Source organism: Paraburkholderia antibiotica (genome assembly GCF_012927125.1).
Taxonomy (GTDB): Bacteria; Pseudomonadota; Gammaproteobacteria; order Burkholderiales; family Burkholderiaceae; genus Paraburkholderia; species Paraburkholderia antibiotica.
Genome location: NZ_JABBFZ010000007.1, coordinates 90087 through 105433, shown reverse-complemented (window position 1 = coordinate 105433; position 15347 = coordinate 90087). Strand labels below are relative to the sequence as shown.

Below are 15347 nucleotides of genomic sequence, written 5' to 3'. Positions count from 1 at the left end.
CGGTAACGATTTTTCGGCGCGATCACGCCCCACGGCTCGTCATCGAACGAAAGACTTAGCTTGGACCCGGTCCAGGAACGTTTCGAGGTTCTACTCTGCCAACTGCTTACTGCTTGCCGTTATCAGCCCTCTATTCTAGCCGAGGCAACCTTTCGCCTGCCGGCGCTTCTCGTCCTGCTGCCGGTTCACGTCGGGCAACGGAGAGTTCAAGGAACCCTCCTCAAGGCCCTTCGTGTTCGTGTTGTATGCCCACCGCTGGCGGCGTTTTCCCTATTCCGCTTGCGGGATAGGTCTATCGCTTCCTTTGAAATAAGTATGAGCGGACAAAAGCGTGACTCTCGGACCTGAACGGCTTCATCTGCGCAGAGGCCGGCCCAGATCTTCGCAAGGAGCTAAGCCTGTGAGACATCGTTGGAAGCCCGCAAGCTGTAGCCGTGCGCAAAAGTCGGTAGACGTCCACTATCGATCGTGATCTGAACCGCCTCGTAAGGGGTTGTGAATGCCTGCTTTGGACAAATCTGACAGACCGCTTAGGGTCGAGCGGAACCCCTTCCCCGGAAATCTACGATGAACCAAAACCGGCGCACGTCGGTTTTTTCGTCCGCCGTCCACCGCCCCTCACCTCAGCCCCGCCGCGACCCGCCCCATCTGATCAATACCGCTGTCGAACAGCCGCACGAAGAACGGAATCATGTTCGGCAGCATCAGTTGCACGAGCAGCAGGCCGACCAGCATTGTCAGCGGAAAGCCGATCTGGAACACGCCGATCTGCGGCGCCGCGCGGTTCAGGATGCCGAGCGCGAGGTTCGCGATCAGCAGCGCGACGACTACCGGCAGCGACAACAGCAGCCCCGCCGAGAAGATCGCGCCACCCCAGTTCGCGAGCGTTTGCCAGCCGTGCGGCGCGAGCAGGTTGGCCGACACCGGCACCGACTGGAACGTCGTCACCAACGCGGCCAGCATCTGCAGATGACCGTCGACGGCGAGAAACGCCAGCATCGCGATCGTCGTCATGTAGCGCGAGATCACGACGCCGGAGCCGGTCGCCTGCTGGTCGAAGAAGGTCGCGAAGCCGAGGCCCATGCCGAGGCCGATGAAGTAGCCGGTGGCGTCGATCGCCTGGAACACGATCTGCATCGTCACGCCGAGCGCGATGCCGATCAGGAACTGGTTGACGAGGATCCACACGCCGTCCGCGGAAAACACCGTGACCTGCGGCAGCGCGCCGATGGTCGGCGCGACGACGATCGTCGTGAACGCGGCGAGACCAATTTTCACGCGCGAGGGCATCGACGCGTTGCTGAAGAGCGGCGCGGTCGCGATCAGCGCGGCGATGCGCGCGAACGGCCACAGAAACGCGGTCAGCCAGACGTTCAGTTGCGCGTAGGTGACCGTGAACATGACAGATGGGCGATAAAGCGGCGGGGCAGGGGAGCGGGCTCGAAACGGGCTCGGAGCATGCGCTCAGTTGACCAGCGTCGGAATCGCGCTGAACGTGTGGCGCAGATAGTCGAGCATCGTCGTTAGCATCCACGGACCGGCGATCACCAGCGTGAGCGCAATCGCGAGCAGCTTCGGGATGAACGACAGCGTGCTTTCGTTGATCTGCGTGGCGGCCTGGAACAGGCTCACGAGCAGACCGACGACGAGCGCGACGAGCAACAGCGGGGCGGCGAGGATCAGGCCGACGTACATGGCCTCGTGGGCCAGCGTCATGACTGCTTCGGGTGTCATCGTGAGTACCTTGCGAAAGCGGGTCCGCTCAGACGAAGCTCTGCGCGAGCGAGCCGAGCAACAGTTGCCAGCCATCGACGAGCACGAACAGCATCAGCTTGAACGGCAGCGAAATCGTCGCCGGCGACACCATCATCATGCCCATCGACATCAGCACGCTCGCGACCACCATGTCGATGATCAGGAACGGAATGAAGATCGTGAAGCCGATCGTGAAGCCGGTCTTCAGCTCGCTCGTCACGAACGATGGCACCAGCAGCGACAGCGGCACATCCTCCGGCCCTTGCATCGGCGCCGCGTGCGAGATGCGCGCGAACAGGGCGAGATCGCTCTCGCGGGTCTGTCGCAGCATGAAGGTCTTGAACGGCGCGACGCCGCGCGCGACCGCCTGGTCCATCGGCAGCGAGCCTTCGGAGAACGGCCTGTAGCCTTCGTTATAGGCCTTGTCGAGTACCGGCGACATCACGAACAGCGTGAGGAACAGCGCGAGCCCGACCAGCACCTGGTTCGGCGGCGTGGTGGTCGTGCCGAGCGCCTGGCGCAGCAGCGACAGCACGATGATGATGCGCGTGAAGCTCGTCATCATCAGCACCATCGCGGGCAGGAACGACAGCATCGTGAGCAGCAGCATCGTCTGCACGCTCAGCGAATAGGTCGTGCCGCCGTTCGGGCCGGCGCTCGTCGTGAACGCGGGCAGGCCGGCGGTCTGCGCGAACGACAGCGTCGGCAGCGCGAACAGCAGCGCCGCTATGGCGAGCGGCAGCCACGGGGCGAGGCGGCGCAGCGGCGTGAAAAGCTGCATGAGAAGCTGCACGAAGCGCGATGTTGCGCGCGGCAAACGTGCCGCCTCATCGCGCGCGACAGACGCCGCACGTCCCACACATTCCGCCTGAAAACCCGACTGCATGAAACTGACCTGCATCACCGATCCCCGCCGCCGTGCGCGTTGAAACGTTTGCCCACTTCGCCTTTCAGGGCGTCGCGAAAGCGTTGACCAAAAGTGCCGGGAAGCTGACCGACGGCCGGCGGATTCGACGCGGCGAGCGGATCGGTCGCCGCGGTCGCATCGGTCGCGACGGAGCCGGCCGGCATCGTATGCAGGAGCCGCACGTTGCCGGGCGCCGCGCCGAGCACGAGCCACGTATCGCCGATCTCGACGACCGCAACGCGCTCCTTGCCGCCGAGCGAAGCACCGCCGATCGTCCTGACGAGACCGCCGCGCTGGCCGGATTGCAGGCCGAAGCGTCGCGCGAGCCACGCGCAGCCGAACACGAGCGCGATCACGACCGCGAGGCCGACGAAGGTTTGCAGCACCGCGCCGACACCGAGCGCGGGCACCGCACTGCCGGCGCCGACGCCCGAGGCGATCTGCGCGGCGTTGTTGACCGCGTTGATATCAGCCGCCTGCGCGGTTGACGGCGCGACGAGCGCCGTGACGTCGACCGCGAGAACCGCGCTCGCCGCCGCCACCGCCCGAAGCAGAACATCGCGCGACGCAACCCGCACGCCGTGACTGGTCACGCGTTTCATCGATTCAGCTTCCGGATGCGTTCGGACGGCGTGATGATGTCGGTCAGCCGGATGCCGAACTTGTCGTTGACGACTACCACTTCGCCCTGCGCGATCAGGCAGCCGTTGACCAGCACATCCATCGGCTCGCCGGCGAGGCCGTCGAGTTCCACCACCGAGCCCTGCGCGAGCTGCAGCAGGTTGCGGATCGCGATCTTGGTGCGGCCGAGTTCGACCGTCATCTGGACCGGGATGTCCAGGATCATGTCGATGTCGTTGCGCGTCGCGGTCGGCTCGACCTTCGACAGCGGCTGGAACACGCCGGCCGCGGTCGGGTTGACTTCGGCGTTGCCGTTCTGCTCGGCGAGCGCGCTCGCCCAGTCGGCCATCGCCGCGTCGTCGTCCTCGGCGCCGAGCGCCGCTGCGGCCATTTGCTCGGCCGCGGCCAGTTCGGTCTCGGGCTTTGCGTTCAGGTCACTCATATCCACCTTCCTTCATCGTGTCGGCTGCGCTGATCATCTTCTGGACCCGCAACGCGTATTGACCATTGAAAATTCCGTAGCCGCATTCCATCACTGGCACGCCGTCGACTTTTGCGGTGATGTGCTCGGGAATGTTGATCGGCAGAACATCGCCTTTGCGCATGTTCAGGATCTGTTCGAACGTGACCGGCACCTGCGCGAGGTTGGCGGTCAGTTGCACTTCGGCGGCCTGCACCTGCTGCGACAGCACCCGCACCCAGCGGCGGTCGACGTCCATCGCCTCGCCCTGGATCGGCGAGGACAGCACGTCGCGGATCGGTTCGATCATCGAGTACGGCATGCAGATGTGCAGCGTGCCGCCCGTCGAGCCGAACTCGATCGAGAACTGCGTGACGATGACGATTTCGTTCGGCGTTGCGACGTTGGCGAACTGCGTGTGCATTTCCGAGCGCACGTATTCGAACGACAGCGGGCGCACGCTTTTCCACGACGCCGTGTAGTGCTCGAACGTCAGGTTGAGCAGCTTCATGATGATGCGCTGCTCGGTCTGCGTGAAATCGCGCCCTTCGACGCGGGTGTGAAACCGGCCGTCGCCGCCGAACAGGTTGTCGACCACGAAGAACACGAGGTTCGGGTCGAACACGAACAGCGACGTGCCGCGCAGCGGTTTAACGTGCACCAGGTTGAGGTTGGTCGGGATCGGCAGGTTGCGGGTGAATTCGCTGTACTTCTGCACCTTCACCGGACCGACGGAGATCTCCGCCGAGCGCCGCATGAAGTTGAAGATGCCGACGCGCAGCAGACGTGCGAAGCGATCATTGATGATCTCGAGGCCGGGCATCCGGCCGCGGACGATCCGCTCCTGCGTCGCGATGTTGTACGGGCGTACGCCGGTGCGTTCGCTCTGCTCGGTTTCGGTGTCGGATTCGCCGGTGACGCCCTTGAGCAGGGCATCGACCTCCTCCTGGGACATGAACTCTTCGTGGCCCATGGCTTATTCCTCGTGCGTCCCTTGGCGGTTGATGGTGGCGGTGCTGGACGGGGTCACGTCACTGCACGACGAATTCGGTGAACAGCACGTCCTGCACGCGGATCGGCGGCGTGCCCTTGTCGGTCGGCTCGGTGATCAGCGTTTTCAGTTCGTCGGCGAGCGCGCGCTTGCCGTCGAGCGGCGCGAGCTCGTCGGGGTGCTTGTTCGACAGCGCGAGCAGGATGTGGCTGCGGATTTCCGGCATGTGCTCGGTGAGCACCTGCTGGGTGGCGGCGTCGCTGAGCTTGAGCGTGAGGCCGATGCGCAGGAAGTGCTGCTGGCCGTCGTCGGATTGCAGGTTGACGGTCATCGAGTCGAGCGGGAAGAACAACGGCGCCGCAGTTGGAGGCGGCGCGGCTTCGACCGACGCGGCAGCGGGCGCGCGTTTGGCCATGAAGAACCACACGCCCGCGCCGGCGGCGCCCGCGGCGATGAGCGCAATGAGGACGATCAGGATGATGCGCTTCATGGGGCCCGGCGAGGCGGGCGCGGCTTGCTGGGGAGCGGTCGTGGTTGCCATTTGGGGGTGCTTTGCTAGCCCATTGCTAGCCTTTAGTCAGGGTTAGGGGGATTGTTGTTGATTTGCCTGCGGCGCGATGGGTCGAACAGAAGGGCTATTTCTGGCTATCTCTGGTATTTAAGGTTTTTTGCCCCTCGGCGGGGCGGCGCTTTTTTTTCGTTGTTCTTGGCTTTTTTGGCCTTTCCTTGCTTTCCTGGTGGTTTATTAGCGTTGCCCCTGTGCGGGGCGGCACCTACTTTCTTTGCTTGCTGCAAAGAAAGTAGGCAAAGAAAGCAGCTTCAAACCGCTAATTCTTAAGTGGGCACCTCGGTCAACCGCCGGCAGTGGTGCATCTGGAATCTGTCACCTCGCACACTCCCCGTTAGTGACAAAGCCGTCATTCTTCCCACTTCGCACTGCGTGCGTCGTGGACGGGTCTGCCTGGGAAACCTGTGGGGCTGGTTGCTCTGTGGGGGCCGTCGGCTGCGCCTCGGCCAGCCGCCCTAAAAGACCGGTGGCCAAATCAAGGTCTGTTCGTTGGCGACACGCCAAAACAACCGATCGGTTGGACCGGGGCTTGCGCCTGGCGACACGCCGAAACGACCGATGGTTTGTGACCGGGGCTTCGGCGCGCGCAGCGTCGCCGGAAGGATGACTGCCTTGTCACTCACGGGGAGTGTGCGAGATGACAGATTCCAGATGCACCACTACCGGTGGTTAACCGAGGTGCCCACTTAAGAATTAGCGGTGTGAAGCTGCTTTCTTTGCCTACTTTCTTTGCAGCAGGCAAAGAAAGTAGGTGCCGCCCCGCACAGGGGCAACGCTAATAGACCAAAAGCAAATCAAGGAAAGGCCAACAAAAGCCAGACCAACGAAAAAACAAACCATCAAGCAAACGTATCAACCAACCCCACCTGCTGCCGCACGGCACTACTAGCCACGACGACATCGTCAGTCCCTGAGAACGAGCCGCCGGCAGCAAAACCACCACTATTAGAAGAAGACTTTCCTCCCGACTGCCCCGCGCCAGCGCCCCCCTCCTGTTGTTGCCCGCTCTGCCGCGCAAACCCATCGCTGACGCTCGCACTCCCCAACCCGATTCCATTCGACTCCATCGCCTCGCGAAGCTTCGGCAATGCCGCCTCCACTGCCTCCCGCACCGACTGGTGCTGAGACACAAACAACGCATGCGCATGGTTATCCGCGACCTGCAGCACCACCTGCAAAGGCCCCAGGTCCTTCGGGTTCAAGGTCAGTTCGGCGCTCTGCGAATGCGCGTTCGACAAAAACACCACCTTCTGGCTCAGCGCGTCTTCCCAGTCGCTCGTGCCGACCTGCGGCGTCAGTGCGTTCGAAGCGGCCGCTGCCGCGCTCGCGTTGCCGGTGCTCTGCGCCGAAGCCGTCGTGCTCGCAGCGTTGGCCGCCGCCTGCGTCGCGGCGAGTTCGGCGGTGGCGGCGTCGGCTGCGCTGCGCGCCGAGGCCAACATGTCCGCCTGGCCGCTGCTTGCCGCCGCCGCGCTCAACGCGTCGGCCGTCGATTTCGCCGTCGACGGATCGGTGAGCGCAGTCGCGGCGGCCGTGGCCGTCGTCGTCGCGTGGGTCGCGATGCCCTTGCCGTCGCCGAACAGGCCGCTTGCGAGCGTCTTGCCGTCCGATGTGCCGTTCAGCGCGCTCTTCGTGCTGGCAAGGGCGCTCGCCGTCGTCGCGGTTCTGGCCGCCGCGCCCGCTGCGAGCGCCTGCGTCGGCACCGTCCCCTGGCCCCCCGATAACGCCGACAACGCGCTGTGCAACGCGTCCTGCAGCGTCTTCGGATCGACCGTGCCGGTGGTGCCCGTAGCGTTGCTCGCCAGCGTTGTCGCGGTCGTGCCCGCGAGTGCTCCGAGCGCGTCGGTGGCCGAGGTCGTGGTGTCGCTCGTGCCGGTATTGCCGCTGTTCGCGTCAGTGCCGTTGGCCGCAGCCTGCGCCTGGGCGGCGGCCGCTGCTGCGGCTAGCGCGCCCGCGTCGGTCTGCGCCTTGGTGTCGTTCTGTTTTGCGTGCGTGCTGCTCGATCGGCTGCCCGACGCCTGCTGCGTATGCGCGCTCGACGAAGCCGCCGTTGCTGTCGACGTCGTCGATGCCGTGCCGGTCGATGTGCCGCTGCCGTTCTGATTGCTGCTCGCGCTCTTCGGTGCGGCAGCCGGCGGCGCCGTGTGCACGCTCGACGTCGACATTGACGTCTGCGTTGCCGCCGAACTCGTCTGTTGGCTCGCGCTGTTCTGCTGCTCGATGCTTTGCTGCAAAGTCTGCGCGAACGCGCTCGCGTTGGCCGCCGCACTCGCGGCCGCACCGCTCGACGACGCGTCGCCGCCCGTGCCGAGCAGCGAGCTGAGTTGTGAGCCGATCTGTGAAAGAAGCGACATAAGGAATCCTGTCAATCCGTCAAACGGGGTGAGGCCGGGCGTGTGCGATGCACGTGATGCACGTGATGCGCATGCTGCGTCGCCTACGGCCCGCGTGTTTTACGCGCCCTCGGCGCGCATGCGCAGAATTCGCGCTGCGTATTCGTCGGCGTCGCGCTGCTCGCGCCGCGCGGTGACTTTCGCTTCGGCCGCTTCGCCGCGCGCCTGCAACACTTCGTACGAGCCGAGTTTCTGTTTCTGACGCTGCCAGTCGGGCTTCGCCGCTTCGACGCGCGCGGTCGCCGAGTTCAGCAGGTTGCGCTGCTGTTCGATCGCGGCATCAAGCGTGTCGATGAATGCCTGGAAGTTACGCATGTTGCCGGCCGGCATGCCCGACTGCGCGCTCTCGGTGAAGCGCGCGTGGTACTCGTCGCGGTACTGCACCAACGCATCGAGCTGCGCGGCGACGTCGTTGCGCTCGCGCTGCGCGCGACCCAGGCGCTGCGCTGCGGCGTCGACGTCGTCCTGCGCGAGACCGATCAGCGTCTTGATCGGAAAATGTTTCGCCATCGTCAGCCTCCTCGGGCCGGTTCAGGTTGCCTGTTCTTCGCTCGCCGCACGCTCTCGGCGCGCCGGCGAACGCGTGCTTAAACGAACAGCGCGTTCAGCATGTCGATGCTCGGTTGAAAGTTCGCGCACTCGCGAAAGCCTTGTTGCAGAAACTGTTCCATGCGTGGATACAACGCGATCGCGCGATCGAGCACCGCGTCGCGCCCGCTCGAATATGCGCCGACGTTGATCAGATCGCGGTTGCGCTGGTAGCGCGACAGCATCTGCTTGAACATACGCGTTTTATTCAGGTGGTTATCGTCGATCAGCGCGGTCATTGCCCGGCTAATCGACGCTTCGATATCGATTGCCGGATAGTGGCCCGCTTCGGCGAGCGAGCGCGACAGCACGATGTGGCCGTCGAGAATCGCGCGCGCCGAATCGGCGATCGGGTCCTGCTGGTCGTCGCCTTCGGTGAGCACCGTGTAGAACGCGGTGATCGAACCGCCGCCCGCCGGGCCGTTGCCGGTACGCTCGACGAGCGCCGGCAGCTTCGCGAACACCGACGGCGGATAGCCCTTGGTCGCCGGCGGTTCGCCGACGGCCAGCGCGATCTCGCGCTGCGCCATCGCGTAGCGGGTCAGCGAATCCATCAGCAGCAGCACGTGCTTGCCCTGGTCGCGGAAATATTCGGCGAGCGAGGTCGAGTACGCGGCCGCCTGCATGCGCAGCAGCGGCGACACGTCGGCGGGCGCGGCGATCACGACCGAGCGCGCGAGCCCCTCCTCGCCGAGGATCTGTTCGATGAACTCTTTCACTTCGCGGCCGCGTTCGCCGATCAGGCCGATCACGATCACTTCGGCGCTGGTGTAGCGTGCCATTGTGCCGAGCAGCACCGATTTACCGACGCCAGACCCCGCGAACAAACCCATGCGCTGACCGCGTCCGACGGTCAGCAGCGCGTTGATCGCGCGCACGCCGACGTCGAGCACCTTGTGGATCGGCTCGCGGTTCAGCGGGTTGATGACGGGTGCGGACAGCGGCGCGTCGGTTTGCGCGCCGAGCGGGCCGAGTCCATCGAGCGGCCGGCCCGACGCATCGAGCACGCGGCCGAGCAACTCCCAGCCGACCGGCAGACGCTTCGCGCCCGCGAGCGGATCAGCGATCGGCGCGGTTTCGAGCGGATAGACGCGCGCGCCGGGCAGCAGGCCGATCACTTCGGTGGTCGGCATCAGGAACAGTTTGTCGCCGGAGAAGCCGACTACTTCGGCTTCGGCCATCGGCAGCGAACTGCCAGGCGGCAATTCGATCATCACCTCGGCGCCGACCGACAGACGCAGCCCGACCGCTTCGAGCACCAGACCGGCCGCGCGCGTCAGACGTCCGCATGCGCGCAGCGGCTTGGCGATCGCGTTGCGCGCGCGCAGTGCGTCGAGCTGGCCGCGCCAGGCCTGCGTGTGCGGATTGGTGTCGAGCGCGGGATCGTAGGGCGGGGGAGGCGGCACGTGAGCCGCCGTTCGTGTTGCTGCAACGCCGGTGTCGGCGGCAGCTACGGTGTTTGTGGCGGAATCACGGCTGACGGCCGCACCGCTCGCCGGATGCTGATGCTGATGCGGCGCGGCATGCGCCTCGCTGGCCGCGGCGATCGCGCTCTCCAGCTCCGCGAGGCTTCCAGGCTCCGGCGCCTGGGCAAGCTCCTCGGCGCTGAACGACGCCAGCGCCAGTTCGCGTTCGAGCGGCGTCAGATCGCTCGCGCGGATTTCTTCGACGGTCGGCTTCACCATGTGCTCACCTTGCCGAGCGCGGCGGCGACGCGCTGCCAGCGCGTGTCGATGCCGGCGTCCACTTCGCCGCTGCCGGCCTGCGCGCGGCAGCCGCCACGTTCGACCGATGAGTCGGTGCGCACGGTCCAGCCGCGCGTTTGCAATTCTTCCAGCAGATACGCCTCGACGACCGGCAGATCGGCGGGACTGACGATCAGCGCCGGCGCGCCGGTCAGCGCGGGCTCGGCGGCCAGCACTTCGCGCGCGGCCGCGATCAGCGCGGTCGGGTCATGCTGTACGTGCTGGCGCACCACCTGCTGCGCGATATCGAGGGCGAGTGCGATCAGCGTTTCGGAGATCGTGTGCTGCGCGCCGTCGAGCGCGGTTCGGAAGGTTTCGGCGAGCGCGGCGAGCTGCATCGCCTGTTCGCGCGCCTCGGCCTGGCCCTGCTCGAAACCGCGCGCGTGGCCCTGGTCGTAGCCGGCCTGATAGCCGAGCGCCTGGCCGGCCACGTGGCCGGTCGCGACGCCTTGTGCATGCGCGGCGTCGCGACGGCGGTCGAGTTCGGCTTCGAACGCGCGCTCGTCGAATTCGGGTTCGGCCGGCGGCGGCGCGGGCGGCACCGGATCGAACGATGCCATCTCCCAGCGCTGGTAGGCCGAGAGGCTTTCCTTCGCCGCGGAGTTCGGATCAGACATAGGCGTCTTCCGCCTTGCCGCCGAGCACGATCTGGCCGCTCTCGGCGAGGTTGCGCACGATCTGCAGGATGCGGCGCTGTTGCGTCTCGACTTCCGACACGCGCACCGGGCCGCGCGCGTCGAGGTCTTCGGCGAGCAGTTCGGCCGCGCGTTGCGACATGTTCGACAGGAACTTCTGACGCAGCGCGGGCGGCGCGCCCTTCAGCGAAATGATCAGCGCCTCGGACTCGACTTCCTTCAGCAGCAACTGGATCGCGCGGTCTTCGAGGTCGAGCAGGTTCTCGAACACGAACATCTGGTCGATGATCTTCTGCGCGAGTTCGGCGTCGTACTGGCGGACGTTTTCGATCACGCCTTCCTCGTGATTGCTCGACATGAAGTTGAGGATCTCGGCGGCGGTGCGGATGCCGCCCATCGGGCTGCGCTTGAGGTTGTCGCTGCCGGATAGCAGGGCCGTCAGCACGTCGTCGAGTTCGCGCAGCGCGGCCGGCTGGATGCCGTCGAGCGTCGCGATGCGCAGCAGTACGTCGTTGCGCAGTCGGTCGCTGAAGCAGCCGACGATTTCCGAGGCCTGATCGCGATCCAGATGCACGAGGATCGTCGCGATGATCTGCGGATGCTCGTTCTTGATCAGCTCCGCGACCGCGGCCGAGTCCATCCACTTCAGCCCTTCGATGCCGCTCGTGTCGCTGCCCTGCAAAATCCGGTCGATGATCACGCCGGCCTTGTCGTCGCCGAGCGCCTTGGTCAGCACCGAACGGATGTACTCGTTCGAATCGAGCGACATGCCGGTGTGCTGCTCGGCTTCCTTGCAGAACTCCTGCAGCACTTCGTCGATCTGCTCGCGCGTCACGTTCTTCAGCGCGGCCATCGCGACGCCGATCTTCTGGACCTCACGGGGGCCCAGAAACTTGAACACCTGCGCCGCCTCTTCCTCGCCGATCGACATCAGCAGCAGCGCGCTCTTCATTACGCCTTCAGCGCTCATCGGACACCCAGTTCTTGACGACGGTTGCTACGATCTTCGGATCCTGACGCGCGATGCTGCGCGCGAACTCCAGGTTCCGCTCATATTTGTGCTTCGCGTTTTCGAGCGCGAGCTTCTCGGCGTCGGCCTCGATCTCGACGACCGCGCCGTCGCGTTCCTCGGCCGGGATGCCGTCGAGCAGCACCGGCTCGTCGGGCGAGGGCAGCGCGGCGACCGGCGCGGGCGGCGGCGGGAACGCGCGGCGCAGCGCCGGCTTGACCATCACGAAGTACAGGAACAGGGCCACCGCGCCGATGCCGAGGTAGGTCGCGATCTGCTTGTAGAGCGCGAGCATGTCCGGCGTGCGCCACCAGGGCAGGTCGGCGTTCGGATCGACTTCGGCGGTGAACGCGCTATTGACCACGTTGACCGAGTCGCCGCGCTGCGCGTCGAAGCCCATCGCGTCCTTCACCAGTTGGGTGATCTGCGCGAGCTTGTCGGCGCTGACCGGCTGCATCGTCGCGTGACCCTTCGCGTCGACGACCCGCAGATAGTTGACGACCACCGCGACCGACAGCCGGCGGATGCCGCCCATCGGCTGGTCGATGTGGCGCACGGTCTTGTCGAGTTCGTAGTTGGTGGTCGCGTCCTTGTGATCGCTGACCGGCGTGGTGGTTACGCCGCTCGCGCCGTTGCCGGCGACGATCGGCGCGGACGCCGGTTGCGGCGGCTGGTTCGACAGTGCGCCCGGCACGCCCGAGGCGCCGCCCTGCGACATTTCCGTCGCGCTGCTGGTCTGCTGGCTACGGATCGCCGCCTGCTGCGGATTGCCGTTCGGGCCGTAGTTTTCCGAGGTCTGTTCGCTGTGCGAGAAGTCGATGTCGGCGCTGACCTGCGAATGCGCGTTGCCGGGGCCGAACAGCGGCGCGAGGATCGCGTCGATGCGTTGCTGGGTGTTGCGCTCGATCTGCTGGCGGAACTTCAACTGCGTCGCGTCGAGACCGCTGCCGTTGCTCGGCTGGGTCAGCAGATTGCCGTCCTGGTCGAGGATCGTCACGCCCTTGGCCGGCATTTCCGGCACCGCCGACGCAACCATGTGCGTGATCGCGACCACCTGGCCTTCGTCGAGCACGCGGCCCGGATACAGCTTGACCAGCACCGACGCCGACGGCGGTTCCTTGTCGCGCACGAACACGGTCGGCTTCGGGATCGCCAGATGCACGCGCGCCGACTTCACCGACGAGATCGATTCGATCGTGCGCTCCAGCTCGCCTTCGAGCGCGCGCTGATAGTTGATCTGCTCGTCGAACTGGCTGATGCCGAATTTCTGGTTGTCCATCAGCTCGAAGCCGACCGAGCCGCTCTTCGGCAGACCCTGCGACGCGAGACGCAGACGCATCTCGTGAACCTGCTCGGCCGGCACGAGGATCGCGCCACCGCTGTCGGACAGCTTGTACGGGATGTTGGCCTGTTGCAGCGCGGCGATGATCGAGCCGCCGTCGCGGTCCGACAGGTTGCTGTAGAGCACCTTGTAGTCCGGTGCGCGCGACCACAGGAACAGGCCCGCGACGACCGCCACCAGCAGCGCGATCGCGAACACCAGCGGCGCGCGCGGATTGCCGCGCATCTGCGCGAGGCCGGACAGGCGCTGACCGAAGTTGCCGCCCATGGCGCCGAGGCCACCGAGCCCGCCGAGGTCGGCGCCGCCGCCGGCCTGGCCAGCGGCGGCTTGCCCGGGCGCGGGCTGCGCGCCGGCGAGCCCCATGCGGGCGTCGGGGTTGATCAACGAGTTGGCTGACGAATCCATGCGTCGGGTATCTCCGGGGGATGCTTTGGCGTTCTGTCGCGCGCTCGCGCCGGGGCTCGGCGGGCGGACGGACAGAGACTTTCACCGTTGAAATTATCCGGGGCACGGCTCAAGCCGATTGCTTGAATAGAGCCGGGTTTCCCCCCTAGTTTCGGGACTTTCCCGCAGGGGCCGCTGCTATGCTTTCAGCCAGATCGGTGAGCCTGTCGGCAAGCCGTTCGTTCATTCAACGGAGAAAACATGACCATGCCCGTGAACGCGTTGTCGTCGGCGCTGCAACAGATGCAGGCGATGGCGGCGCAGGCGGCCGGCGGCACGAGCCCGGCGGCAGAACAGTCCGGCGCGGCCTCGCCGACGAGTTTCGCGTCGGCGCTGAAGGCGTCGCTCGACAAGATCAGCAGCGACCAGCAGACCGCGGTCAGCGAATCGCAGGCGTTCGAACTCGGCTCGTCGAACGTGTCGCTGAACGACGTGATGGTCGACATGCAGAAGGCCAACGTCGGCTTCCAGTTTGGCCTGCAGGTGCGCAACAAGCTGGTCTCCGCCTACAACGAGATCGCGCAGATGTCGATCTGAGCGGGCTCGCGCGAGGTTGCGCGCCGACGCGTGGATGCTGCGCGGCGGCGTGACTGGCGGTGGTGCCGATGCCATTGCCATTGCCGGTGTGCGGTGTGCGGTGTGGGCGTTGGCATGTGCATGGGCGTTGGCGTTGGCGCGGTCTTGCGACCGCTTCACAACCGCTTCGCAGCAGCACCGGTTCGTGCCGCCTGGCATCGCCTGTTCGCGCTGCGCTTCGTGCTGCCTTGCGCTGTGTTCCATGCGCCGCCCGAGGCCTCGTGGGCGATGTCGGCGCGCGCCGGGTCAGCGCCTCTCACCCCTCCTTACATTGGCCTAAAGCTTTGTCGCTGGCCATCCGATAACCAGGGTACAGGTCAGTGCGGGCGCGGCGACGCGCGGCGCGGCCATGCCACGAGTCAACCGCAGTCAGTATCAGAGGAGGAGCGCCGATGTTTTCCCCGGGACACGCTGGAGCCAATGCGTATGCGCGCGTCGGTGTCGAGACGGCCGTGATGGGCGCAAGTCCGCATCGTCTCATCGTGTTGTTGTACCAGGGCGCGCGCCAGGCGATCGCGCAGGCGCGCATGCATCTGCAGCAAGGTAATGTGGCTGAGCGCGGAATGGCGATCAGCAAGGCGATCCGGATCGTCGAGAGCGGATTGCAGCAGTCGCTCAACCTCGAGGTGGGCGGCGAAATCGCGGGGCGGCTGAACGCGCTGTACGACTACATGAAGCGCCGGCTGCTGGAAGCCAACATCAAACAGAGCGAGGCGATGCTCGTGGAAGTCGACGGTCTGCTTGCGACGCTCGAAGAGGCATGGATCGGGATTGCCCCGGAGGTCGCGCGGATGGCAGCCCAGCCAGCCGCGGAAAGCCTGCGATGACATCGAACGCAGAATATTTTGCCCGCTATGAAGCGGTGGCCGCGTTGTCCTGCCAGATGCTGATCGCTGCCCGGCGTGCGCTGTGGACCGATCTCGTCCATTTGCAGGACGAGTATCGGCATCTGGTCGACGCGCTGCGCGAAGCCGACGACGGCGTCAAGCTCGACGAAACCGAACGGCTGCGCAAATACGCGCTGATCCGCCAGATTCTCGCCGACGACGCCGCGATCCGCGATCTCGCGAATCCACGCATGGCGAATCTGTCGGCGCTGTTCGCCGGCCGGCCGACGCGCGTGCTGAAGGAGTTGTACGGCGCGCGCTGAAGGTGGCGCGTGGGGGCTTGCGCCATGGGGCGCGCGAACGCCGCTCATGTCGCTCATGCCGCCCGGGTGTTGCGGGTGTTGTGTGAGCCGTGCGGGCGATACGGCTGCCGTGCGTGTGCCGGCACGATCTACCGCCGCGCGATACGGCCTGAACGACCAGAGCATC

At 65.8% G+C, this 15347-nt stretch carries 16 protein-coding genes; 3 read left to right on the top strand and 13 right to left on the bottom strand.

The features are described 5' to 3' along the window. Positions 1-618: 618 nt before the first annotated feature. The 13 genes from fliR to fliF form a co-directional block, all read right to left on the bottom strand. Positions 619-1401 carry a flagellar biosynthetic protein FliR gene (gene fliR, locus HHL14_RS14530; RefSeq protein WP_169498313.1) on the bottom strand — a complete coding sequence of 261 codons (783 nt, stop codon included), beginning with the start codon at positions 1399-1401 and terminating at the stop codon, positions 619-621. 63 nt (positions 1402-1464) lie between these two features. Then, on the bottom strand, positions 1465-1734 hold the full coding sequence (gene fliQ, locus HHL14_RS14525) for a flagellar biosynthesis protein FliQ (RefSeq protein ID WP_169498312.1): 270 nt from the start codon (positions 1732-1734) through the stop codon (positions 1465-1467). A gap of 28 nt (positions 1735-1762) precedes the next feature. Then, on the bottom strand, positions 1763-2536 hold the full coding sequence (fliP, locus tag HHL14_RS14520; RefSeq protein ID WP_329601664.1) for a flagellar type III secretion system pore protein FliP: 774 nt from the start codon (positions 2534-2536) through the stop codon (positions 1763-1765). Between the two features lie 119 nt (positions 2537-2655). Next, positions 2656-3264: a flagellar biosynthetic protein FliO gene (gene fliO / locus HHL14_RS14515; RefSeq protein ID WP_206002327.1), complete on the bottom strand. Its 609-nt coding sequence runs from the start codon at positions 3262-3264 to the stop codon at positions 2656-2658. Next, complete coding sequence (fliN, locus tag HHL14_RS14510) at positions 3261-3725, bottom strand: flagellar motor switch protein FliN (RefSeq protein WP_169498311.1); 465 nt, start codon at positions 3723-3725, stop codon at positions 3261-3263. The genes fliO and fliN overlap by 4 nt, the downstream gene beginning before the upstream one ends. Beyond that, positions 3718-4716 carry a flagellar motor switch protein FliM gene (gene fliM, locus HHL14_RS14505; RefSeq protein WP_169498310.1) on the bottom strand — a complete coding sequence of 333 codons (999 nt, stop codon included), beginning with the start codon at positions 4714-4716 and terminating at the stop codon, positions 3718-3720. The genes fliN and fliM overlap by 8 nt, the downstream gene beginning before the upstream one ends. A 58-nt stretch (positions 4717-4774) precedes the next feature. After that, positions 4775-5275: a flagellar basal body-associated protein FliL gene (fliL, locus tag HHL14_RS14500; RefSeq protein WP_169498309.1), complete on the bottom strand. Its 501-nt coding sequence runs from the start codon at positions 5273-5275 to the stop codon at positions 4775-4777. A gap of 866 nt (positions 5276-6141) precedes the next feature. Next, positions 6142-7653: a flagellar hook-length control protein FliK gene (locus tag HHL14_RS14495; RefSeq protein WP_169498308.1), complete on the bottom strand. Its 1512-nt coding sequence runs from the start codon at positions 7651-7653 to the stop codon at positions 6142-6144. 99 nt (positions 7654-7752) lie between these two features. After that, positions 7753-8202: a flagellar export protein FliJ gene (fliJ, locus tag HHL14_RS14490; protein WP_169498307.1), complete on the bottom strand. Its 450-nt coding sequence runs from the start codon at positions 8200-8202 to the stop codon at positions 7753-7755. Positions 8203-8279: 77 nt separating this feature from the next. Next, positions 8280-9965, bottom strand: a complete 1686-nt coding sequence (gene fliI / locus HHL14_RS14485) for a flagellar protein export ATPase FliI (RefSeq protein ID WP_169498306.1) — start codon at positions 9963-9965, stop codon at positions 8280-8282. Further along, on the bottom strand, positions 9959-10642 hold the full coding sequence (gene fliH / locus HHL14_RS14480) for a flagellar assembly protein FliH (RefSeq protein ID WP_169498305.1): 684 nt from the start codon (positions 10640-10642) through the stop codon (positions 9959-9961). Before fliH ends, fliI begins: the two co-directional genes overlap by 7 nt. After that, positions 10635-11630 carry a flagellar motor switch protein FliG gene (gene fliG, locus HHL14_RS14475; RefSeq protein WP_169498304.1) on the bottom strand — a complete coding sequence of 332 codons (996 nt, stop codon included), beginning with the start codon at positions 11628-11630 and terminating at the stop codon, positions 10635-10637. The genes fliH and fliG overlap by 8 nt, the downstream gene beginning before the upstream one ends. Further along, the gene (gene fliF, locus HHL14_RS14470) at positions 11620-13416 is read right to left on the bottom strand and encodes a flagellar basal-body MS-ring/collar protein FliF (protein ID WP_169498303.1); all 1797 of its coding nucleotides are present in this window, start codon (positions 13414-13416) and stop codon (positions 11620-11622) included. Before fliF ends, fliG begins: the two co-directional genes overlap by 11 nt. A 240-nt stretch (positions 13417-13656) precedes the next feature. Between fliF and fliE the strand changes: the two genes are divergently transcribed. The 3 genes from fliE to HHL14_RS14455 all read left to right on the top strand — a co-directional run bounded on the left by fliE (position 13657) and on the right by HHL14_RS14455 (position 15181). Next, entirely contained in the window at positions 13657-13992 is a 336-nt protein-coding gene (gene fliE, locus HHL14_RS14465; RefSeq protein ID WP_169498302.1) for a flagellar hook-basal body complex protein FliE, read from the top strand. Between the two features lie 431 nt (positions 13993-14423). Beyond that, complete coding sequence (gene fliS, locus HHL14_RS14460; protein WP_169498301.1) at positions 14424-14858, top strand: flagellar export chaperone FliS; 435 nt, start codon at positions 14424-14426, stop codon at positions 14856-14858. Then, complete coding sequence (locus HHL14_RS14455; RefSeq protein ID WP_169498300.1) at positions 14855-15181, top strand: flagellar protein FliT; 327 nt, start codon at positions 14855-14857, stop codon at positions 15179-15181. Before fliS ends, HHL14_RS14455 begins: the two co-directional genes overlap by 4 nt. Positions 15182-15347 lie beyond the last annotated feature (166 nt).